This is a genomic window from Pseudarthrobacter sp. W1I19, assembly GCF_030817835.1.
Taxonomy (GTDB): Bacteria; Actinomycetota; Actinomycetes; order Actinomycetales; family Micrococcaceae; genus Arthrobacter.
This window is the reverse complement of record NZ_JAUSZR010000001.1, coordinates 2,864,459-2,885,724: the sequence shown is the minus strand read 5'-3', so window position 1 is coordinate 2,885,724 and position 21,266 is coordinate 2,864,459. Positions and strand designations below refer to the sequence as shown.

20 protein-coding genes are annotated in these 21,266 nt (G+C 65.6%); 12 read left to right on the top strand and 8 right to left on the bottom strand.

Annotation, left to right across the window (positions count from 1 at the left end):
- Nucleotides 1–61 precede the first annotated feature (61 nt).
- From frr to QF038_RS13545, 3 genes are all read left to right on the top strand, one after another.
- Nucleotides 62–619 (top strand): ribosome recycling factor, encoded by a 558-nt coding sequence (gene frr / locus QF038_RS13555; protein WP_091418226.1) that lies wholly within the window; start codon nt 62–64, stop codon nt 617–619.
- The gene (locus QF038_RS13550; RefSeq protein ID WP_307610603.1) at nt 619–1,542 is read left to right on the top strand and encodes a phosphatidate cytidylyltransferase; all 924 of its coding nucleotides are present in this window, start codon (nt 619–621) and stop codon (nt 1,540–1,542) included. Before frr ends, QF038_RS13550 begins: the two co-directional genes overlap by 1 nt.
- A gap of 93 nt (nt 1,543–1,635) precedes the next feature.
- Complete coding sequence (locus QF038_RS13545) at nt 1,636–2,220, top strand: DivIVA domain-containing protein (RefSeq protein ID WP_307610602.1); 585 nt, start codon at nt 1,636–1,638, stop codon at nt 2,218–2,220.
- 5 nt (nt 2,221–2,225) lie between these two features.
- Here the strand turns inward: QF038_RS13545 and QF038_RS13540 are convergent, their stop codons facing one another.
- The 5 genes from QF038_RS13540 to QF038_RS13520 form a co-directional block, all read right to left on the bottom strand.
- Nucleotides 2,226–2,915 carry a hypothetical protein gene (locus QF038_RS13540; RefSeq protein ID WP_307610601.1) on the bottom strand — a complete coding sequence of 230 codons (690 nt, stop codon included), beginning with the start codon at nt 2,913–2,915 and terminating at the stop codon, nt 2,226–2,228.
- A gap of 78 nt (nt 2,916–2,993) precedes the next feature.
- A complete protein-coding gene (locus tag QF038_RS13535) occupies nt 2,994–4,460 on the bottom strand; it encodes a cation acetate symporter (protein ID WP_307610600.1) in 1,467 nt (488 codons plus the stop codon).
- 67 nt (nt 4,461–4,527) lie between these two features.
- Nucleotides 4,528–4,878, bottom strand: coding sequence for a DUF485 domain-containing protein (locus QF038_RS13530; protein WP_307610599.1), 351 nt, complete (start codon nt 4,876–4,878; stop codon nt 4,528–4,530).
- Nucleotides 4,875–5,591, bottom strand: coding sequence for a LytTR family DNA-binding domain-containing protein (locus tag QF038_RS13525; protein WP_307610598.1), 717 nt, complete (start codon nt 5,589–5,591; stop codon nt 4,875–4,877). Before QF038_RS13525 ends, QF038_RS13530 begins: the two co-directional genes overlap by 4 nt.
- 36 nt (nt 5,592–5,627) lie before the next feature.
- The gene (locus tag QF038_RS13520) at nt 5,628–6,836 is read right to left on the bottom strand and encodes a sensor histidine kinase (RefSeq protein WP_307610597.1); all 1,209 of its coding nucleotides are present in this window, start codon (nt 6,834–6,836) and stop codon (nt 5,628–5,630) included.
- 175 nt (nt 6,837–7,011) lie between these two features.
- On the opposite strand from QF038_RS13520, the gene QF038_RS13515 reads away from it, so the two are divergent.
- A complete protein-coding gene (locus tag QF038_RS13515; protein WP_142062944.1) occupies nt 7,012–7,392 on the top strand; it encodes a DUF485 domain-containing protein in 381 nt (126 codons plus the stop codon).
- Entirely contained in the window at nt 7,389–9,005 is a 1,617-nt protein-coding gene (locus QF038_RS13510; protein ID WP_307610596.1) for a cation acetate symporter, read from the top strand. The genes QF038_RS13515 and QF038_RS13510 overlap by 4 nt, the downstream gene beginning before the upstream one ends.
- 107 nt (nt 9,006–9,112) lie before the next feature.
- Here QF038_RS13510 and QF038_RS13505 read toward each other — a convergent pair whose 3' ends face one another.
- Together QF038_RS13505 and QF038_RS13500 are read right to left on the bottom strand one after the other, a co-directional pair.
- The gene (locus tag QF038_RS13505) at nt 9,113–9,796 is read right to left on the bottom strand and encodes a hypothetical protein (RefSeq protein ID WP_307610595.1); all 684 of its coding nucleotides are present in this window, start codon (nt 9,794–9,796) and stop codon (nt 9,113–9,115) included.
- 198 nt (nt 9,797–9,994) lie between these two features.
- A complete protein-coding gene (locus QF038_RS13500) occupies nt 9,995–10,468 on the bottom strand; it encodes an Lrp/AsnC family transcriptional regulator (protein WP_091418192.1) in 474 nt (157 codons plus the stop codon).
- 207 nt (nt 10,469–10,675) lie between these two features.
- Between QF038_RS13500 and pdhA the strand changes: the two genes are divergently transcribed.
- From pdhA to QF038_RS13485, 3 genes are read left to right on the top strand one after another with little or no spacing between them, the layout of a single operon-like run.
- On the top strand, nt 10,676–11,854 hold the full coding sequence (gene pdhA / locus QF038_RS13495) for a pyruvate dehydrogenase (acetyl-transferring) E1 component subunit alpha (protein WP_373461645.1): 1,179 nt from the start codon (nt 10,676–10,678) through the stop codon (nt 11,852–11,854).
- Nucleotides 11,854–12,864, top strand: a complete 1,011-nt coding sequence (locus QF038_RS13490) for an alpha-ketoacid dehydrogenase subunit beta (RefSeq protein WP_307610593.1) — start codon at nt 11,854–11,856, stop codon at nt 12,862–12,864. The genes pdhA and QF038_RS13490 overlap by 1 nt, the downstream gene beginning before the upstream one ends.
- 8 nt (nt 12,865–12,872) lie before the next feature.
- Nucleotides 12,873–14,396 (top strand): dihydrolipoamide acetyltransferase family protein, encoded by a 1,524-nt coding sequence (locus QF038_RS13485; RefSeq protein ID WP_307610592.1) that lies wholly within the window; start codon nt 12,873–12,875, stop codon nt 14,394–14,396.
- A 132-nt stretch (nt 14,397–14,528) separates the two neighbouring features.
- Here QF038_RS13485 and QF038_RS13480 read toward each other — a convergent pair whose 3' ends face one another.
- On the bottom strand, nt 14,529–15,236 hold the full coding sequence (locus tag QF038_RS13480; RefSeq protein WP_307610591.1) for a TetR/AcrR family transcriptional regulator: 708 nt from the start codon (nt 15,234–15,236) through the stop codon (nt 14,529–14,531).
- Between the two features lie 145 nt (nt 15,237–15,381).
- Between QF038_RS13480 and QF038_RS13475 the strand changes: the two genes are divergently transcribed.
- From QF038_RS13475 to QF038_RS13460, 4 genes are read left to right on the top strand one after another with little or no spacing between them, the layout of a single operon-like run.
- Nucleotides 15,382–16,989, top strand: coding sequence for a carboxyl transferase domain-containing protein (locus tag QF038_RS13475; RefSeq protein WP_307610590.1), 1,608 nt, complete (start codon nt 15,382–15,384; stop codon nt 16,987–16,989).
- A gap of 5 nt (nt 16,990–16,994) precedes the next feature.
- Nucleotides 16,995–19,226 carry a biotin carboxylase N-terminal domain-containing protein gene (locus tag QF038_RS13470; RefSeq protein ID WP_307610589.1) on the top strand — a complete coding sequence of 744 codons (2,232 nt, stop codon included), beginning with the start codon at nt 16,995–16,997 and terminating at the stop codon, nt 19,224–19,226.
- A 2-nt stretch (nt 19,227–19,228) separates the two neighbouring features.
- Nucleotides 19,229–20,392 (top strand): acyl-CoA dehydrogenase family protein, encoded by a 1,164-nt coding sequence (locus QF038_RS13465; protein WP_307610588.1) that lies wholly within the window; start codon nt 19,229–19,231, stop codon nt 20,390–20,392.
- 51 nt (nt 20,393–20,443) lie between these two features.
- Entirely contained in the window at nt 20,444–21,265 is an 822-nt protein-coding gene (locus QF038_RS13460; protein ID WP_307610587.1) for a CoA transferase subunit A, read from the top strand.
- The last annotated feature ends 1 nt before the right edge of the window (nt 21,266 follow it).

The following is a 21,266-nucleotide window of genomic DNA, read 5'->3' as shown; positions in this document are numbered from 1 at the left end:
ACCGAGAACCACGTGCACGGAGCCGGCGCCCCGGACTGCACCAGAACCGTCAGGAGAGACCGTGATAGAAGAAACCTTGCTCGAAGCCGAAGACAAGATGGACAAGGCCGTTGAGGTAGCCAAGGAAGACTTCGCTTCCATCCGCACCGGCCGGGCCAACCCGGGGCTCTACAACAAGGTCCTGGTGGACTACTACGGTTCCCCCACACCGCTGCAGCAGCTCGCCTCCTTTGCTATCCCGGACGCACGCACGATCCTCATCACCCCGTTCGACAAGACGGCACTGCGCGACATCGAACGCGCCCTGAGCGACTCCGAGGTGGGCGCCAACCCGTCCAACGACGGCAACGTCATCCGGATCACCATTCCGGAACTGACCAAGGAACGCCGCAAGGAATACGTCAAGATCGTCAAGACCAAGGGCGAGGACGCCAAGATCTCCATCCGCAACATCCGCCGCAAGGCCAAGGAAACCCTGGACCGCCTGGTCAAGGACGGGGAGGCCGGCGAGGACGAGGGCACCCGCGCCGAAAAGGAACTGGACGGCATCACCAAGGCCCACGTGGACGGCATCGACGAGCTGCTCAAGCGCAAGGAAGCAGAGCTGCTCGAAGTCTGATGGGCCAGGCAGAACAGGCCCCGGCACAACGGGCGCGCACACGGGGGAAGCAGCCCAGGAGCAATCCAACACCAAAGGCCGGGCGTAACCTGCCGGCCGCGGTGGTGGTGGGCCTGGCCATGCTGTTCGCGGTGCTGGGCGGCCTGCTGTTCCTCCCGCTTGGGTTTGTGGCGGTGACCACCACGTTTGCTGTCTTCGGTGTCTGGGAAATCTACCGGGCATTGGAAGCGAACGGCACCCGGATGCCGATCATTCCAGTGATAACGGGCGCGGTGGCCATGCCGTTCTGCGCCTACCTTGGCGGCATCGAGAGCCTGCTCTTCGCCATGCTGCTCAGCTCGGTGGCCGTCCTGCTGTGGCGGTCGGTGGAGAGCGCTGCGGGCTCCGCCAACAGCATCTTCGCCGGTGTGTTCACCCTGGGCTGGGTGCCGTTTTTTATCAGTTTCGCCGCGCTTCCGCTGCACGCCGCAGGAGGCGCCACGCCGCTGGGTCTCTGGCCGGGCGGTACCATTCCGGACGGCGCATGGCAGGTGGCGGTGATGCTGCTGCTGGTGGTATCCAACGACACCTTCGGGTACCTGGTGGGAGCCTCCCTGGGAAAGCATCCGATGGCCCCGAAGATCAGCCCGAAGAAGTCCTGGGAAGGATTCGCCGGTTCAATCGCCGGTGCCATGCTGATCGGCGTCCTTGCCTGCCTCTTTGTGCTGGATAAGCCCTGGTGGGTGGGCATCACCCTGGCGGTAGGAACCGTAGCGGCATCCACCGCCGGCGACCTCGCTGAATCCATGGTCAAACGCGAACTCGGCGTCAAGGACATGAGCAGCATCCTGCCCGGACACGGCGGCGTGATGGACCGGCTCGACTCGATCGTCTTCGCCTCCCCGGTGGTGTTTATCCTGTACGGGCTGGTCGCCGGAGCCTGACGCGGGCTTAGCCTGACACAAACCCTTGCCGGATCCGGCCGCCCCTAGACTGGGGCAGAAGCGATACGGCGGAAGAGCATTGAAGGAATCACAGTGGCATTGGACATTCATCGGCAGATCCCTGCGTCCTTTGAGCGCGTGCAGCGCAGCGAATATGGCTACAACGCCAAGCAGGTGGACCAGTTCCTCCAGCGGGCACGGGTTTCCCTCGAGACCCCGGAGGAGGCGGCGCATCCCATCAACAGCTCGGATGTCCGCGCGGTCTCCTTTGATCCGGTGAAGGGCGGTTATTCCGCCGCAGTTGTGGACGCGGCCCTGGACCGCCTGGAGGACGCCTTTGCCCGGCGCGAGCGGGACGAGCTGATTGCGGCGCAGGGCGAGGAAGCGTGGCTGCGCGAAATCGGAAATCTGTCCGGAATCCTTCGCGGCCGCCTGCACCGCCCTGACGGTGAGCGGTTCCGCAGGCCTGCCAAGAAGAAGGCCCGCAGCTACAACACTACCGATGTGGACCGGCTGTGCCATGAGCTCATCGCCTACCTTGAACAGGACAAGCCGCTCAGCGTCGACAACGTCCGCCGGGCAGTTTTCCGTCCCGCGGCAGGCAAGGATGGCTACGAGGAAACCCAGGTGGACGCATTCCTGGACCGGGTAGTTGAACTGATGGCGGCCATCGACTGACGCGTTCAGCCCTCATCCGGGGGCGTGGGAGAGAGCGGCGCGTACCTCTGCCAGATTCCAGCGTAGGTCCGGTAGCCGTGGTAGGCCGAACCAGCCAGGAAAGCGAAGCCGCAGACGGCACCTGCGATGACCGCCGCCGTCGTCCCTGCCCCTACTAGCGTCAGCAGCAGGCCCGAGAGGATGGCGATGAGCGCAGCGTTTGCCGCGCTCATAAAAACCATGCTGCTGCCGGCAACGTGGCTCAGATCGCTGCGGTTGCCGAAAAAGAAATAGGTCCGCGCGGAGCCGGCCTGGTCATCGTGGTACGCAGCCATCAGATAGGGCGCCACCCCGGGATCCAGGTCCACATAGGCCGCGCGCAGCCGGTTCATCGCCGTCACGTACATCAGGTCCTCCTGGGCCACGTTCAGCACACGGACCTGGGTGAGGAGCCCCATGGCCACGTCGATGCAGAGCACAATCACGGCAAGCATCACGAAGGCTTCCGAGAACCGTGTGGCCTGGCCGACCAGCGCCACGCTCACCACACTGGCGGAGGTAAAGGTGAGGAACATGCTGATCCGGGTCAGTACCTCGCTCTGGGTGGTGCTGCGGGAGGCAAGCAGGCCCCAATGCTCAGTGGCCAGCAGCTGCGCCCGCACGGACGGGGGGATTTCGGCCGGTGCGCCGGACGGGCTTTCGCCCTCGATGGACATGGCGCAATTCTCTCCCATCACTGGCATCAGCGCGAGGAAAAGGAGCGTTGGGAAATGTACGGGCGGCCGACGGCGGAATCAACGTTCCGTGACCAGAGGCCTTTCCGGGGTGTGCAGCCGCGTCATAACACGGGCCATTGTTGCGGGGATTCTGTGCGCAGTGGCGTGCGAGACGACCAGCATCACCGCGAAGGCCGTGGGCACGGTCCACGCCGCCGGCTGCGCCAGCCAGGGCGCAAGGTTTGCAGCTCCCACCAGGGCACCGGCAATCATCGCCCCGCCGCACAGAAATCCGCCCGTCACCATCCCGGCGATCGCGCCGGCGTCGGTAAGCCCCCGCCACCAGATCCCCAGCAGGAGCACCGGGCACACCGTTGAGGCGGTGAACGCAAAAACCAGGCCGACGCTGCCGGCAAGGGCCATCGAATCGGTCATAAAGGCGAAGCCCAGGGGCACCACTGCGGAGATCACCGCTGCGAGCCGGAAACCGCCCACTTCGCCGCCCAGGACGTCCTGGCTGATGACGCCGGCCAGCGACACCACCAGGCCGGAGGTAGTGGACAGGAAAGCGGCAAAGGCGCCGGCCACCACCAGGGCCGAGAGCAGGTCTCCGGCGGTACCGCCCACCAGTTCGCCTGGCAGGAGCAGGACCAGGGCGTCGGCCTGGTTGGCGCGGGCCAGGCCGGGGGCAAACATCCTGGCCACGAGTCCGTACGCGGTGGGAAAGAGGTAGAACACCGACAACAGGCCAAGGACAATCACCGTGGTGCGCCGGGCCGACTGCCCGTCCGGGTTCGTGTAGAAGCGGACCAGGACGTGCGGCAAACCCAGGGTGCCGAAGAGCAGGGCCACCAGCAGCGAAACGTTCTGGTAGGCGCCGGCAGGGGGCAGGCTGGTGGGGTTTACCGCGGGAGCGGAAAGTGCCGGTGTTCCCGTGCCGGCCAGCACAATAACAATAAACAGGATGGGGACGGCCAAGGCGGTGAGCTTGAGCCAGTACTGGAAAGCCTGCACGAAGGTGATGGAACGCATGCCGCCGGCCACTACCGTCAGGCACACCACGATCACCACCGCCACCGATCCGACCCAGGAAGGCAAACCGGTGGTGATCCGGATGGTCAGGGCGGCGCCGTGGAGCTGCGGCACAATGTAGAGCCAGCCCACCACTACCACCACAAGGCTGGTGACCTTCCGGACAATCCGTGAGTCGAGCCTGGCTTCTGTGAAGTCCGGAATGGTGTAAGCCCCGGACCGGCGCAGCGGCGCAGCAACAAACAGCAGCAGCATCAGGTATCCGGCGGTGTAGCCCACAGGAAACCACAATGCGTCCGTTCCGGAGAGCAGGATGAGCCCGGCAACGCCCAGGAAGCTTGCGGCGGAGAGGTATTCGCCGCCGATCGCCGAGGCATTCCACCAGGGCCGGACGGTCCGGGAGGCGACGTAGAAATCGCCTGTGGTGCGGGAGATCCGCAGGCCGTAGAAGCCGATCACCGCCGTGGCCACGGAGACCACTACGAGCGCGGCGATGGCCACGCCTGGATTCATGCTGCCGTCACTGGTCCCTGCTTGATGGTTCCCTGCCCAGACTCACTGCGCATTACCGGTTCCCCGTTCACTGGTCGCCGGCCAGGTCCCGGTACCGTGCTTCGTTACGGGCTGCAGTCCGGACGTACAACCAGGCACTGAGCCCGATGAGGGGGTAGATGCCCGCGCCCAGGAGTAGCCAGTCGAAGGGGATCCCCGCGATCCGGGTCTCCGACAGCCCCGGCGCCACGGCGAGCAGCAGCGGGAAGGCGCCCAGGATCAGCAGGAACCCGCCGGCCACCACCAGGGCGAGCCGCAGCTGAGACCTGATCAGGGACCTGACGAACACCTGCCCTACCTCGGAGTCCTGCGCAGCTTCCCGGGTTTCCCTGGCGGGCAGGGCGGCGGAACGCGGAGCAGTTACACGGACCCGGGTCATGCGTGCGGCCTGATCCGAGTGGCACCCAGCTTCTCCCGGACCGTTGGCAGGTGGCGGCGGCTAATGGGCAGTCCGGCCCCCGCCACGGTAACCCTGGGCCCGTCTGCTGCCAGCTTCATGGAGGTCACATGCTTCAGGGCGACGAGGTAGGAGCGGTGGGTCCGGATAAACCCTGCATCGGCCCACTGCTGCTCAAGATCGGCCAGCGGAACCCTGATCAGGTAGCTTGCATCAGCCGTGTGAAGCCGCGCGTAGTCACCCTGCGCCTGGACGTACGTGACATCATCGCGGCGGATCATCCTGGTGGTCCCGCCCTGGTCCACCGTGATCATCTCCGGCGCCGTTCCGCCGTCGCGCAGTTCACTGATCCGCCCCACTGACCGTGCCAGCCGTTCGGCACGGACCGGCTTGAGCAGGTAGTCCACGGCGGCGAGTTCGAAGGCCTTCAGCGCATGGTCCTCGTCCGCGGTGACAAACACCACCGCCGGGGGATTCCTGCTGCCGCTGATGGCGCGGGCAATATCCAGGCCGGACACTGCCGGCATATGGATGTCCAGGAAAACAGCGTCAATCTGGCCCGTGGCCAGCGCCCGGAGGGCCTCGCTGCCGGAGGTGGCCCGCTGGACGGTGCCAATACGGTCGTCCCGGCCCAGCAGGAACGCCAGTTCCTCGACGGCGGGAAGCTCATCATCGACGACGAGGACGTTAATCATCTTCCTAGGTTAGCTCCCGCGGCTCCACCGGTTGATTCAGGCGTCGTGGCCGGGCTGGGACTTGGGCACGCGCATGGTGATCATCGTTCCCTCCCCGGGTGCGGTCTCGATAACCAGGCCGTGCTCGTTGCCGTAAACCTGGCGGAGCCGGGCATCCACGTTGTGCAGCCCCACATGGTCGCCGTCGGTATGGCCTGCCAGCATCGTCTGGAGCTGCGCGGGGTCCATGCCCACGCCGTCGTCCTCGATCGTCACCTCGGCGAACGCCCCGGCGTCGTTTGCAGTGATGCTGATGTGTCCCGGGCCCTCCTTGGCCTCCAGCCCGTGCCGCACCGCGTTCTCCACGAGCGGCTGCAGGCTGAGGAAGGGGATGACAGTGCTCAGGACCTCCGGTGCCACCCGCAGGCTGACCTGCACGCGCTCGCCGAACCTGGCACGTTCCAGGAGCAGGTAGCGGTCGATGCAGCGGAGTTCCTCCGCGAGGGTGGTGAAGTCGCCGTGGCGCCGGAAGGAGTAGCGGGTGAAGTCGGCGAACTCCACCACCAGTTCCCGGGCGCGGGCGGGGTCGGTATTGATGAACGACGCGATGGCGTTCAACGAGTTGTAGATGAAGTGTGGACTGATCTGGGCGCGCAACGCCCGGACCTCGGCTTCCATGAGCAGGGTACGGGATGCGTCCAGTTCGGCGAGCTCCACCTGGACGGCCACCCAGTCGGCCACCTCGCTGGTGGCCCGGACCAGTCCAGCACCCGCCGAGGGCGCGAAAGCCGCCACTGCGCCCACCACGCGCGTTCCCGCGCGCACCGGCGCAATCACCGCAGCCAGCGGACCACCCGTCGCGTCCTTCGGGCCGCCGTCCGCCGACGTGGGGCTCCCGGCGGGCAACACCACCGTCCGGCCGCCGGCCAGCACCCCTTCCGCGAGGCGCATCACGTGCGGCTTCAGTTCCTCGGCTGCGCCATCCCATGCCAGGACCCCGGTGGTGTCAGTGATGGCCAGGGCCTCGCAGCCCAGCAGTGTCCGCAGGTGCCGGCTGGCTTTGGCCGCACCGGCCGGGTTCAGGCCGCGGCGCAGGTGCTGCCCCGCCTGGGAGGCCGCATGCAGGGTGTGGTACGTGGCCCGCTCCGCGTCGGTGCCCAGGTCCCGGAAGGAGCGGAGCACCTTGAGCCCCACGCCGACGACGACGGCCACAGCCATGACGATGACGGCCACCGCCGCGGCGGTCAGGAGGGGGGAGTCCAGCATGGTGCCCAGCGTAGCGGCGGGTGCCGTTTGTCGCAGCATCCCGACCGTTGAGCGACGCCGGCGGGGCCAGGTATGGCGTCTGGTGCATTCCGGAAAGCAAAGTGATTGCAGTCACACTTGTGGTTTCCCTGTCCGGGATGGGGTGTGTCAAGGCAAGTCTCAATGAGGAGGAACGATGGGTAACGAGGCCCACACTCCGGACGCAGCGGCGTCCGTGGACTTTGAACAGGTCCAGTCGACCGGGCAGTTCCAGGAACTGCGCAAGCGTCACCGCAGCTTTGTCTTCCCCATGGCAGTGGCATTCCTGCTGTGGTATTTCGCCTACGTCCTGCTGGCGGACTACGCCGTGGGCTTTATGTCCACCAAGGTCTGGGGCAACATCAACATCGGCCTGATCTTCGGCCTGCTCCAGTTCGTATCCACGTTTGCCATCACCGGCTGGTATGTCCACTACTCCAACAAACGCCTTGACCCCATCGCCAAGGAGATCCGGGACGAAATCGAGGGTCACGAATTCGATAAGCACGGCAAGCGAGTGGGAGGAGCCAACAAATGATCAACGTACTTGCAGCGGTTGATGTCGCCGCACTGAAGGACACCACCCTGCTGAACATGGGCATTTTCGGCCTGTTCGTCGCCGTGACCATGGTGATTGTGTTCCGCGCCAGCCGCAACAACAAGACGGCAGCTGACTACTACGCGGCCGGCCGCTCCTTCACCGGCTCCCAGAACGGAACCGCCATCGCGGGGGACTACCTCTCGGCCGCCTCGTTCCTGGGTATCACCGGCGCCATTGCCATCAACGGCTACGACGGTTTTATGTACTCCATCGGCTTCCTGGTGGCCTGGCTGGTGGCGCTGCTGCTGGTTGCAGAACTCCTGCGCAACACGGGCAAGTTCACCATGGCAGACGTCCTGTCCTTCCGGCTCAAGCAGCGGCCGGTCCGCATCGCCGCCGCCATCTCCACCCTCGCCGTCTGCTTCTTCTACCTGCTGGCCCAAATGGCAGGCGCCGGAAGCTTGATCTCCCTGCTCCTGGGCATCAGCGACTGGGGCGGACAGGCATTGGTGATCATCGTCGTCGGCGCCCTGATGATTATGTACGTGCTCATCGGCGGCATGAAGGGCACCACGTGGGTGCAGATCATCAAAGCCATCCTGCTTATCGCGGGCGCGGCCGTGATGACCTTCTGGGTCCTGGCCATTTACGGCTTCAACCTCTCGGCCCTGCTGGGTGGTGCGGTGGAGACGGCCAACAACCCGGCCGTCCTGAACCCCGGGTTGCAGTACGGCAAGACCGAGACGTCCAAGCTGGACTTTATGTCCCTGGGCCTGGCACTGGTCCTGGGCACTGCTGCCCTGCCGCATGTGCTGATGCGCTTCTACACGGTCCCCACGGCCAAGGAAGCCCGCAAGTCCGTGGTGTGGTCCATCTGGCTGATCGGGCTCTTTTACCTCTTCACCCTGGTGCTCGGCTACGGTGCGGCCGCGCTGGTGGGTGCGGACACCATCAAGACCGCGCCGGGCGGCGTGAATGCGGCGGCACCCCTGCTGGCCTTCCACCTGGGCGGCCCGTTGCTGCTGGGCTTCATTTCGGCGGTGGCCTTCGCTACCATCCTCGCCGTTGTGGCCGGCCTGACCATCACCGCCGCGGCGTCCTTCGCACATGACATCTACGCCAACGTCATCGCCAAGGGCAAGGCCGACGCCGACACTGAAGTCAGGGTGGCCCGGCGCACCGTGGTGGTCATCGGCATCCTCGCCATCCTGGGCGGCATCCTCGCCAACGGGCAGAACGTGGCGTTCCTGGTGGCCCTGGCCTTCGCCGTTGCCGCCTCGGCCAACCTGCCCACCATCATCTACTCATTGTTCTGGCGGAGGTTCACCACGCAGGGTGCGGTGTGGAGCATGTACGGCGGGCTGGGTGCGGCGATCGTGCTGATCATCTTCTCGCCGGTGGTTTCCGGCGGAGCGACGTCCATGATCAAGGACGCCAACTTCGCGCTGTTCCCGCTCAGCAACCCGGGCATTGTGTCCATCCCGCTGGCATTCCTGCTCGGCTGGCTCGGAACCGTCCTGGACAAGAAGCGCGAAGACACCGCCAAGCAGGCCGAGATGGAGGTCCGGTCCCTCACCGGTGTGGGTGCCGAGAAAGCGGTCAACCACTGACCCCGGGACGCGCGGGCTTCCGGACCTGACCCCTCTACACAGGCAACAAAAAGAGCCTCTGCGCTACGGGCGCGGAGGCTCTTTTGTGTTCCTGGTCCTGCCTGGGGCTAAGCCTTGGGCCGGAGTTTGATGTTCGTCATCTTCAGCTGGTCCGTGCCTTCGAACCGGTAGGCAAGATCCACTTCCTTGCCGTCACAGGTGATGACGCCGGCCACGTCCGCGGCCTTGACGCCATTTTCGGTGCTCACCTTGGGGTCGTTGTAGGACGGCTTGCAGGAGCCGTTCATGTCCAGGCTTTCGACGCCGGTGATGAAGGCTTCCTTGGACAGCTGCTCCTGCAGGGCGGGGTCGAGGTAGTCGTCATAGGCTTTGGAATTTTCGCCTTCGATGACCAGTTGGGTGAAACCGTCGGCAAGGCCCCGTGCCTGGTTGGTGGCGCTGCCCACCACGTTCACCAGGATGACGATCCCCAGGATCACGAGCAGCAGGACACCGCCGATGCTGCCAAGGATGACCCAGAGCCTGCGCCGGCCCTTAGCCGGAGGCTGCTGGCCCGGCAGGCCGAAGGGAGTGGCTTCCGGGTATCCGGCGGCGGGACCCCGGTTAGCGCCGGCGGGAGCCTCGTTGGCGCTGGCGGGATTTCGGTAAGCGCTGGCGGGATTTTGGTAAGCACCGGCGGGAGCCCCGTAGGCCTGTCCGCTGCGCACCCGCGCCTGCTGTGCGGGTACAAACTGCTGCTGCGGGGCGTCACCGGGTTCTCCCGGCTGGTACGGTTCCTGAGGATTGCCCAAGATGGAGCCTTTCCGGCGGGTTGCAATGCATCGCCTGGTCGCGGGGCCAGCGAACGGCACCCGTGGATAACTCGCAACAGCCTATAGCGGGCGGGCGTGGCGCCGTACTTTATGGCGGCCCATCCCAAGCCGGGGTGAGTGCGTGCCGGACGCCCGTCCCTGGGGCAGGGGCCTGCTTCGGCAACAGCGGGGGGACTGCTAAGCGCCCTGCGACCCCCGCTCGAGCAGGGGCTGGACCCGGAACGGGATGAGTTCCCCCATGGCCAGGGCCGTGTCCGTGCGGTCCACGCCGTCGCAGGCGAGGATCTTTCCGTTGATCCGGAAGAGATCCTCCGCGTCCAGTGCCACCACACGAAGCAGCAGGTCGGCGGAGCCTGTGAGGCCGTAGCCTTCCAGGATTTCGGGGACGTCGGCCAGGTCCTTGGCCAACTGCGCCAGCTTTTGCTGCTGGACGTGGACAGAAATAAATGCCATCAGCGGGTAGCCCAGGGACGCAGGATTGATCCGGCGTTCGAAGGACAGGAACACGTGCTTTTTCTCCAGCTGGGCCATCCGGGCCTGCACAGTGTTCCTGGACAGTCCCAGCTTCTGGGCAAGGGCCACTACCGTCCGCCGGGGGTCTTGGGCCAGGGCCGAGAGCAGCCGGGTATCAGTGCCATCCAAAGCTTGCATAATGCGCAACGTTAGCACCGTCTCACGCCTCCAGACAGAGCATTCTGCTCAGCGACGGCCGCGGTGGTTGTACCCAATGAGCATTGTGAGTAGGGTCACAGTATCCGGGGCAACGGCGCCCGGAAGGCCGGCGGCGGTGGGACCACAAGTCCCGGAATCCGCAGGTCAACGACGTGAGAGGTTGCGGCTATCGTGTCTACAGACGGAATGGGCCAAGGCAGCGCAAGTGCCCCCATCGCTGCTGATTTCACCGGCGCGGGCGGTCCCGCTGAACCCCCCGGGCGGACAAGTGGACTTGTCCAGCTGATCACCCCTTCCGGGGAACGCGTCAGCCACCCCGAATTCGATCCCTGGTTGCAGGACATCACCGACGACCACCTGTGCTCGCTCTTCGAGGACATGACCGTCATCCGTCGCATCGACGTCGAAGCCACAGCCCTGCAGCGGCAGGGTGAGCTCGCCTTGTGGCCCCCGCTGCTGGGTCAGGAAGCCGCACAGATCGGTTCCGGGCGGGCCCTTCGCGAGGACGACTTTGTGTTCTCCAGCTACCGTGAAAACGGCGTCGCCTACTGCAGGGGCGTAGACCTCACTGACATCGTGAGGGTTTGGCGCGGAAATGCCTCCTCCGGCTGGGATCCGTACTCCATCAACATGGCCACGCCGCAGATCATCATCGGTGCCCAGACCCTGCACGCCACCGGCTATGCCATGGGAATCCAAAATGATGGCGCGGATTCGGCCGCCGTGACCTACTTCGGCGACGGCGCCACCAGTGAAGGTGACCTCAATGAGGCCATGGTTTTTGCCGCGAGCTTCCAGGTGCCGGTGGTGTTTTTCTGTACGAACAATCACTGGGCCATTTCCGAACCGGTCCGGCTTCAGTCGCACATCCAGCTGGCGGACAGGGCCACAGGGTTCGGCATCCCCAGCCTCCGGGTGGATGGGAACGACGTCCTGGCCGTGATGGCCGCCACCAGGGTTGCGCTGGACCGGGCCCGGCGCGGCGGCGGTCCCACCTTCATCGAGGCAGTCAGCTACCGGATGGGTCCGCACACCACAGCGGACGATCCCACCCGCTACCGCGATGCCAACGAACTCGAGGACTGGGCGGCAAAGGATCCGGTCAGCCGTGTTGCGGCGCTCCTGGACCGCAAAGGCCTGCTCACGGCAGAACTGCAGCAGCAGGTCCGGGACAAGGCCGACGCCGTGGCCCGGGAAATGCGCAGGGGCTGCACCACCATGCCGGACCCGCAGCCGCTGGACGTTTTCAAGCACGTTTACAGCACGCCCAATTCCTGGCTGGACCGGCAGCAGGACCATTACGCCCGTTACCTGGCTTCCTTCGGTGATCCCGCAGAAGCCGTGTCAGAAGAAGGTGCACGCTGATGACCCAGATGACCTTTGCCCGCGCCATTAACACCGGCCTGCGCAAGTCTTTGGAAAACGATCCCAAAGTGGTCCTCCTCGGCGAGGACATCGGGGCACTGGGCGGTGTGTTCAGGGTGACCGACGGACTGCAGAAAGATTTCGGCAAGCACCGTGTTGTGGACACGCCCCTGGCTGAATCGGCCATTGTGGGGACGGCCGTGGGACTGGCCTACCGCGGCTACCGCCCCGTGGTGGAAATCCAGTTCGACGGCTTTATCTATCCCGCATTCGACCAGATCGTCAGCCAGGTGGCCAAGCTGCACTACCGCACCCGCGGCGCCGTCAAGATGCCCATCACCATCAGGATCCCGTTCGGCGGCGGCATCGGCTCGCCCGAACACCACTCCGAGTCGCCGGAAGCCTACTTCACGCATACTTCAGGCCTGCGCGTGGTGACTGTGTCCAACCCGCAGGACGCCCACACGGTCATCCAGCAAGCCATCTCCTGCGACGACCCCGTGCTGTACTTCGAGCCCAAGCGCCGCTACCACGACAAAGGTGAGGTGGACGAGTCCGTTGATCCGCGGACAGCCGCTCCCATGGATCAGGCCCGTGTTGTCACCGACGGCACCCACGTCACCCTCGTGGCCTACGGCCCGTTGGTCAAGACTGCCCGGGATGCCGCTATAGCCGCTGCCGATGAAGGGATCTCCATCGAGGTCATCGACCTGCGTTCGCTGTCGCCGGTGGACTACCGCACCGTTGTTGCGTCCGTCCGCAAGACCGGCCGCCTGGTGGTGACGCATGAAGCCGGCCAGTCGGGCGGCCTGGGTGCCGAGGTGGCAGCCAGTATCACCGAACGCTGCTTCTACTACCTTGAGGCGGCCCCGGTCCGGGTCACCGGCTTCGACATCCCCTACCCCTATTCGAAGCTGGAGATGCACCACCTGCCGGGCCTGGACCGGATCCTCGATGGCGTGGACCGTGCCCTGGGCCGGCCGAACTCACTCAGCGGGCTGGAAGGATGAGCGGCACCATGATCAAGGAATTCCGGCTCCCCGACCTGGGCGAGGGACTTACCGAATCGGAAATCCTCAGCTGGAAAGTAGGCGTGGGGGATACCGTCAGCCTGAACCAGGTGATCGCCGAGGTGGAAACCGCCAAGGCCGTGGTGGAGCTTCCGTCCCCTTTTGCCGGCGTCATCAAAGAATTGCACGAGCAGCCCGGCACCATCGTAGAGGTGGGCAAGCCCATCGTCTCGTTTGAAGTGGCGGACGACGCCGGGACCTCCTCCTCTCGGCCCGTCACCCCCACGTCGTCCCCCGCGGGGCAGAAGCCGGATCCGGAGCAGGAGCCGGCAGCGGCCAAAAGGGAACCGAACCTGGTGGGGTATGGGGCCGTCGTCGAAAGTTCCGACCGGCCGGTGCGGCGCCAACGCAACCTTGCCACGGTGGTTGACCCTGCAGAAACCAAGTCTCCGGGGGTTGAGCCTGCCGAAACCGAGCCTGCTGAAAGCAAGCCTTCGGTGGTTGAGCCTGCCGAGACCGAGCCTGCTGAAAGCAAGCCTTCGGTGGTTGACGCAGCCGAAACCCGGTCGCCGGTGGTTGAGCCTGTCGAAACCGAGCCTGTCGAAACCGGGCCTGTCGAAACCCGGCGTCTTGAAACCCGGCCCCGCTCCACACCGCCGGTGCGGAAGTTGGCCCGTGACCTTGGTGTGAACCTGGAAGTGGTCCCTGGAACGGGACCGCAAGGACTGATCACCCGCGAGGACGTCCAGCACTTTATGGAGGGACAGTCCGCGGACGTCGGCTCGCCTGGACGGGAAACAGTTCCCCGGGCCGGCGTTCAGCCAGGCCAGGAGCGGGAAACCCGGACGCCCATCAAGGGGGTACGGAAGTTCACGGCAGCCGCCATGGTGCAGAGCGCCTTCACCGCGCCGCACGTCACGGAGTTCCTCACCGTGGATGTCACTCCCGCCATGGAGCTGCTGGCCAGGCTCAAGGGAAGCCGCGAGTTCACCGGACACAAGCTGACGCCGCTTACCCTGGCAGCGAAGGCCGTTCTCATTGCCCTGCGCCGGAACCCCGCCCTCAACGCGCGGTGGGACGAGGCGAACCAGGAGATCGTGACCTTCAACTACGTTAACCTGGGCATCGCAGCCGCCACGCCCCGGGGACTGACCGTTCCCAACATCAAGGACGCGCATTCGCTGTCACTCCTTCAGCTGGCAGACGCGCTCACTGAACTGACGGAAACTGCGCGGGCCGGCAAAACCACACCGGCTGACCTCACCGGCGGAACCATCTCCATCACCAACATCGGCGTGTTCGGGATTGACGCCGGGACACCCATCCTCAACCCGGGGGAAGCCGCCATCCTCGCCCTCGGCGCCGTGCGGAACACGCCGTGGGAGTACCAGGGCGAGGTGGCCCTGCGCCAGGTCCTCACCCTGAGCCTGTCCTTCGACCACCGCCTGGTGGACGGGGAGCAGGGCTCGCGCTTCCTTGCCGATGTTGGTGCCATCCTGGCCGACCCGGGAATGGTCCTCACCATGGTCTAGGTGGCTACCTGGCGAAGCCGCGGCCCTGGACCGCATAAGCGTTGCCGGCCAGCAACGCTCATGCGGCCCAGGGCCGTCCCCAGGTAAAGGTGAATGGGATTCCCCAATGAGTGAATGCCGCGCGCGGGTGTCTTAGTCCTGGGGGGTGTCCACCAGCAGCGCGGCCAGGGCCATACTCTCCAGCAGGGGCCGGGCGGAACGGGCGGCCATTTTGCGGCCGTGGCTGCGCACGGAGTGCGGTGTGGAGTTGATCAGTCCGAAAGTGGCATGCGCCCGCATCCGGAGCTCGGCGATATCCGTGTCCGGGTGCAGCTTGGAGAGGACGTCCACCCAGACCTCGACATAACTCAGTTGGAGTGCCCGCACTGCCGCCTGGTCCTGCTCGGAAAGGTTGCTGAAATCCCTGTCCTGGACACGGATGACGTCCGGCTTGCCCAGGGCGAAATCCACCTGGAATTCCACCAGGCACCTCAAGGCCGCAGCGGGGTCGGAGTTGCTGGCCGCGACCTGAAGGCCGCCGTCGAGCAGCTCCTGGCTGACGGTGACCAGAAGATCTGCGAGGACTGCCTGTTTGCCGGAGAAGTGCCGGTAGACGGCAGGCCCGCTGACGCCGGCGGCCGCCCCCAGATCCTCCAGGGAAACACGGTTGAACCCGTTGACCGCAAACAGCGACGCCGCAGCCGACAGCAGCGCCTGCCTGCGGCTCTCCTTCGCCTGCCCGCGCTGGGTTGATGGGGCCGGTGATGCCGGGCCCTGCGTTGATGAACCCTGCGTTGATGAACCCTGTGTTGACGGGCCGGTCCGGGCAGTGCCGGTCTGCGTGGCGTCGGTACTGCGCACATTTCCTCCTCGGATCCCGCAGATTCTAGCAAGAGCGGCTATGTGGTGGACTTCACAGTTAATCCAGACTAACCTGAATTTCAGTTATTGAGCACTAACCGAGTTGCCTAAGCAGTACTCGGATTGGAACAGGAACGGACCGTCAATGGAGACCCTTGCCACCCGGCTCGATGGGACTGCAGAGTCGTTTGCAGCCAACCGCGCGGCCCAGCATGAGCTTGCCGAAGAGCTGCGGAAGAAGCTCGCCGACGCCGCCATGGGCGGGCCGGAGAAATCCCGGCAGCGCCATGTGGCCCGGGGGAAGCTCCTGCCGCGTGAGCGCATCGACCAGCTGCTGGATGACGGCAGCCCGTTCCTGGAAATCGCTCCCCTCGCAGCCAACGGGATGTACAACAACGAAGCTCCCGGCGCGGGAGTGATCGCCGGGATAGGCCTGGTCCACGGCCGCCACGTGCTGGTGATCTCCAACGACGCCACGGTCAAGGGCGGAACCTACTACCCAATGACCGTCAAGAAGCACCTCCGCGCCCAGGAGATTGCGCTGGAAAACCGGTTGCCGTGCATCTACCTGGTGGACTCCGGCGGCGCCTTCCTGCCCAAACAGGATGAGGTTTTCCCGGACCGGGACCACTTCGGCCGGATCTTCTACAACCAGGCCCGGCTCTCGGCGGCCAAGATTCCGCAGATCGCCTCCGTTATGGGCTCCTGCACGGCCGGCGGCGCCTACGTTCCCGCGATGAGCGACGAAACCGTCATTGTCCGGAACCAGGGCACCATCTTCCTGGGCGGGCCGCCGCTGGTGAAGGCGGCGATCGGCGAGATCGTCAGCCCCGAGGAGTTAGGCGGCGGGGACGTCCACTCCAGGATCTCCGGCGTAACGGACCACCTTGCAGAGAACGACGAACACGCCCTGCAGATCATCCGCGACATCGTGGCCACACTGCCTCCTCCTGCGCCGCCGGCGTGGGACGTGAGTGCCGCCGTCGAACCTGTCACGGAACCTGAAGGGCTATATGGTGCCGTGCCCACGGACGTCAATGCCGCGTACGACGTCCATGAGGTCATCGCCCGGCTGGTGGACGGCAGCAGGTTTCACGAATTCAAGAAGGAGTACGGCACCACCCTGGTGACCGGTTTCGCCCGCCTGCATGGGCACCCGGTGGGTATCGTGGCCAACAACGGCGTGCTGTTCAGCGAGTCCTCGCTCAAGGGCGCGCACTTCATTGAGCTGTGCGACCAGCGCGGGATCCCGCTGGTGTTCCTGCAGAACATCTCCGGCTTTATGGTGGGCAGGGACGCCGAGCAAGGCGGAATCGCCAAGAACGGCGCCAAGATGGTGACGGCCGTCGCCACCGCGCGGGTGCCCAAACTGACGGTTGTCATCGGCGGCTCGTTCGGCGCGGGCAACTACTCCATGTGCGGCCGCGCGTACTCACCGCGGTTCCTGTGGATGTGGCCGGCGGCGCGCATCTCCGTGATGGGCGGCAACCAGGCGTCCAGTGTCCTGGCCACCGTCAAGCGTGAGCAGTACGAAACGGCCGGCCAGGAGTGGTCCGCCGAGGACGAGGAAGCCTTCAAGGCGCCCATCCGCCGGCAGTACGAGGACCAGGGCAGCCCGTACTACTCCACCGCCCGGTTGTGGGATGACGGCGTGATTGATCCCGCCGACACCCGCATGGTCCTGGGCCTGGCGCTGGACGTGGTGTCCCGCACCCCGCTGCCGGAAACCTCCTTCGGCCTCTTCAGGATGTGAGCCCTGTGACCACGCCTTCCCTTACCAGCACGCCCATAACCCGTAAACCGCTCTTCGCCACGGTCCTGGTGGCCAACCGGGGCGAGATCGCCTGCCGGGTGATCCGCTCCCTGCGCGCCCTGGGCATCCGTTCGGTCGCCGTTTACAGCGATGCCGACGCCGGCGCCCGGCACGTGCGCGAAGCTGACACTGCCGTTCGGATCGGCCCCGCCGCAGCAGCAGAGAGCTACCTGAAGATCGGCGCCATCCTTGAAGCCTGCCGTACGACCGGGGCCGAAGCGGTTCACCCGGGGTACGGCTTCCTGAGCGAAAATGCCGACTTCGCCCGCGCTTTGGACCAGGCCGGCATTACGTTCATAGGCCCGGGCATCGAGGCCCTGAACATGATGGGGGACAAGATCCGCTCCAAGAACCACGTGGCCGGCTATGGTGTCCCCGTGGTTCCGGGGATAGCGAAGCCCGGCATGACCGATGAGCAGTTGATCCAGGCCGCCGGCGCTGTCGGTTTTCCGCTGCTCATCAAGCCCTCGGCGGGCGGAGGCGGCAAGGGCATGCACGTGGTGGAACACCCTGAGGACCTTCCGGACACTCTGGCCACCGCCCGGCGCGTCGCAGCGAGCGCGTTCGGTGATGACACGCTTTTCCTGGAACGCCTGGTGTCCACCCCGCGGCATATCGAGGTGCAGGTGCTGGCCGATAACCATGGCAATGTCATTCACCTGGGCGAGCGTGAATGCTCGCTGCAGCGGCGGCACCAGAAAGTCATCGAGGAGGCCCCGTCGCCGTTGCTTGAAGCGCTGCCCGACGGCGGCGCCATCCGCGCCCGCATCGGCGAGGCCGCCTGCAACGCTGCGCGCAGCGTCAATTACAGTGGCGCCGGAACCGTGGAGTTCCTGGTGTCGGACGAGGCGCCGGACGAGTTTTACTTCATGGAGATGAACACGCGCCTGCAGGTGGAGCATCCCGTTACCGAGATGGTCACCGGGGTGGACCTCGTGGAGTGGCAGGTGCGGATCGCCGCCGGCGAGGAACTCACCGTCCGGCAGGCCGACGTCGAACTTAACGGACACGCCGTGGAAGCGCGCGTTTACGCGGAGGTGCCGGAGAAGAACTTCCTGCCGTCCACCGGGACAGTTCTCCTGCTGGACGAACTGCCCGGTCCCAGGCAGCGGCCGGGAAGCACCCCCGGCGTGGAGGCGGCTGCCGGCAAGGGCCGGATCAGGGTGGATTCCTCCCTTGTGGAGGGGCTGCAGCTGTCCTCCAGCTACGACCCCATGATGTCCAAGGTCATCGCCTGGGGTGAGGACCGGGCCGCAGCCCTGGAAACGCTGGATACTGCGCTCGCCGGTTACACGGCCCTGGGGCTGGACACCAACGTGGAATACCTGCGGCTGCTGATCAACGATCCCGACGTCCGCGCAGGCCGCCTGGACACCAGCCTGATCGAGCGCAAACTGCCGGATCTCGCGTTCCGCCGCGTGGGTGAGGCCGAACTGGTGGCGGCAGCGCTCTTCGCAATTGCGGCGGAGGGACCAGAGGGCGGGGAGTTACCGCACGGTCCGTGGCACGCCCGCAACGGCTGGCGGCTCGGAGCGCGCGCGCCTCGCCGGATCAGCCTGGGAACACCCGACGGCGGGGTGGCAACAGTGCAGGTGTTTGAATCCGCACGGCAGGGGACTGCCACCGTTGCCGTGGATAGTGGCCCCCGGCGTGAAGCCACACTGAGGTTCCCCGGTGCCGGCCACGCTGAAATCACCCTTGACGGGAAGTCCGCAACGTACTCGCTGGTCAGGGTGCAGGCCGGACCGCTTCCGTCCGGCCCTGACAACCCTCTGCCTGCCGAAATCTTCCTCGGCAACGGGGGCTGGTCCTGCCGGCTGGAAGTCCTGACCCGGGAATCACGCCTGGAACGGGTGCTTGCGGCGATCCAACGGGAAGAGGGCGCCGCCGATCCAGCCGTGCGCTCACCCATGCCGGGCACGGTGGTGTCCGTTCCGGTCAGTGACGGTGACGCCGTCACCACCGGGCAGGTACTCGTTTCCGTGGAGGCCATGAAGATGGAGCACCAGCTGCTGGCTCCGCTGAACGGAACAGTGCACCTCACCACCCGTCCCGGCGACCTCGTGAAGGCGGACCAGGTGCTCGCCACCATTCATCCGCATCCCGCCGCAAACGGCACCAGCCCCACAGGGGCAGACGCAACCCCAGATTCAGACGCAACAGGCAAAGGAGCCTAGCCATGGCAGGTTTTGAACTCAGCGAGGAATACCAGGATCTCAGCAACACCGTCCGCGAATTCGCTGACGAAGTAGTGGCCCCGGTATCGGCCAAGCACGACGAGGAGCACAGCTTCCCGTACGAAGTGGTCAAGCAGATGGCGGAGATGGGCCTGTTCGGGCTGCCCTTTCCCGAGGATTTCGGCGGGATGGGTGGGGACTACTTCGCCCTGGCCCTCGCGCTCGAACAGCTGGGCCGGGTGGACCAGTCTGTGGCAATCACGCTCGAAGCCGGTGTATCCCTGGGTGCCATGCCCGTCTACCGGTTTGGCACCGAGGAGCAGAAGCAGCAGTGGCTGCCCATGCTCGCGTCCGGCCAGGCGCTCGCCGGCTTTGGCCTGACCGAGCCGGAAGCAGGATCGGATGCCGGCGGCACCAAGACCCACGCCCGGCGGGAGGGCGGCGAGTGGGTGATCAACGGCAACAAGGAGTTCATCACCAACTCCGGCACGGACATCACCCGCCTGGTCACCGTCACCGCCGTCACCGGGCAGAAGGAACGCGCGGACGGCTCCATCCAGAAGGAAATCTCCACCATCCTCGTGCCCACCGACACACCCGGCTTCAAGGCGGAGAAGCCGTACAACAAAGTGGGCTGGAACGCCTCGGACACCCACCCGCTCACCCTGAAGGACGTCCGCGTTCCGGAAGCAAACCTGCTGGGGGCGGAAGGCCGCGGTTACGCCAACTTCCTCTCCATCCTGGACGAGGGCCGGATCGCCATCGCAGCCCTGGCCACTGGTGCGGCCCAGGGCTGCGTGGATCTGTCGGTCAAGTACGCCAAGGAACGCAGTGCCTTTGGACACCAGATCGGCAAGTACCAGGCCATCTCATTCAAGATCGCCCGCATGGAGGCAAGGGCCCACACTGCCCGCCTGGCCTACTACGATGCGGCCTCCCGCATGCTTGCCGGGAAGCCGTTCAAGACCCAGGCGGCCATCGCTAAGATGGTCGCAGGCGAGGCGGCCATGGACAATGCGCGGGATGCCACCCAGGTGTTCGGCGGCTATGGCTTCATCAACGAGTTCACCGTGGCGCGCCACTACCGCGACTCCAAGATCCTTGAAGTGGGGGAGGGCACCACGGAGGTCCAGCTGATGCTGATCGCCCGCGAACTCGGTCTGTAGCAACCGGGGTTTGTACGAGCAGGGACTGTAGCCGGCCTGAAAGGATCATCGATGATTAACAAGGTTGTTGCCTCCGCGGAGGAAGCCGTGGCGGACATTCCGGACGGCGCTTCACTGGCCGTGGGCGGTTTCGGTTTGTGCGGAATCCCTGTCACCCTCATTGACGCGCTGCACAAGGCCGGAACCTCGGAGTTGGAAACGGTCAGCAACAACTGCGGCGTGGACGACTGGGGCCTGGGCATCCTGCTGCGCGACGGCCGGATCCGCCGCACCATCAGCTCCTATGTGGGCGAGAACAAGGAGTTCGCGCGGCAATACCTGGCCGGTGAACTGGAGGTGGTTCTGACGCCGCAGGGAACGCTGGCCGAAAAACTCCGCGCCGGCGGCGCCGGCATCCCGGCTTTCTACACCAAGGCCGGCGTAGGTACCCAGGTGTCCGAGGGCGGCCTGCCGCAAAAGTACGACGCCGAAGGCGGGGTAGCGATCGCGTCCGCACCAAAGGAGGTGCGCTCCTTCGCCGGGGTTGACTACGTGCTGGAAGAGGCTTTGGCGCCGGACTTCGGGCTGGTCCACGCATGGAAGGGCGACCGGCACGGAAACCTGGTGTTCCACGCCACCGCCATGAACTTCAACCCGCTGTGTGCCATGGCCGGCCGCATCACCATTGCCGAGGTGGAGGAACTCGTGGAGCCGGGTCAGCTGGACCCCGAACACATCCACACCCCCGGAATCTTCGTGCAGCGGGTGGTCCTGGCCGCGAATGCCGAGAAACGCATCGAGAAACGGACAGTTTCCCTGGCTCCGCCGGCCGGGAACGGCAGCCACGCCAACGCATCCACCCAGACCGGCAGCAACCCGCAGGCAGGAGCCTAGC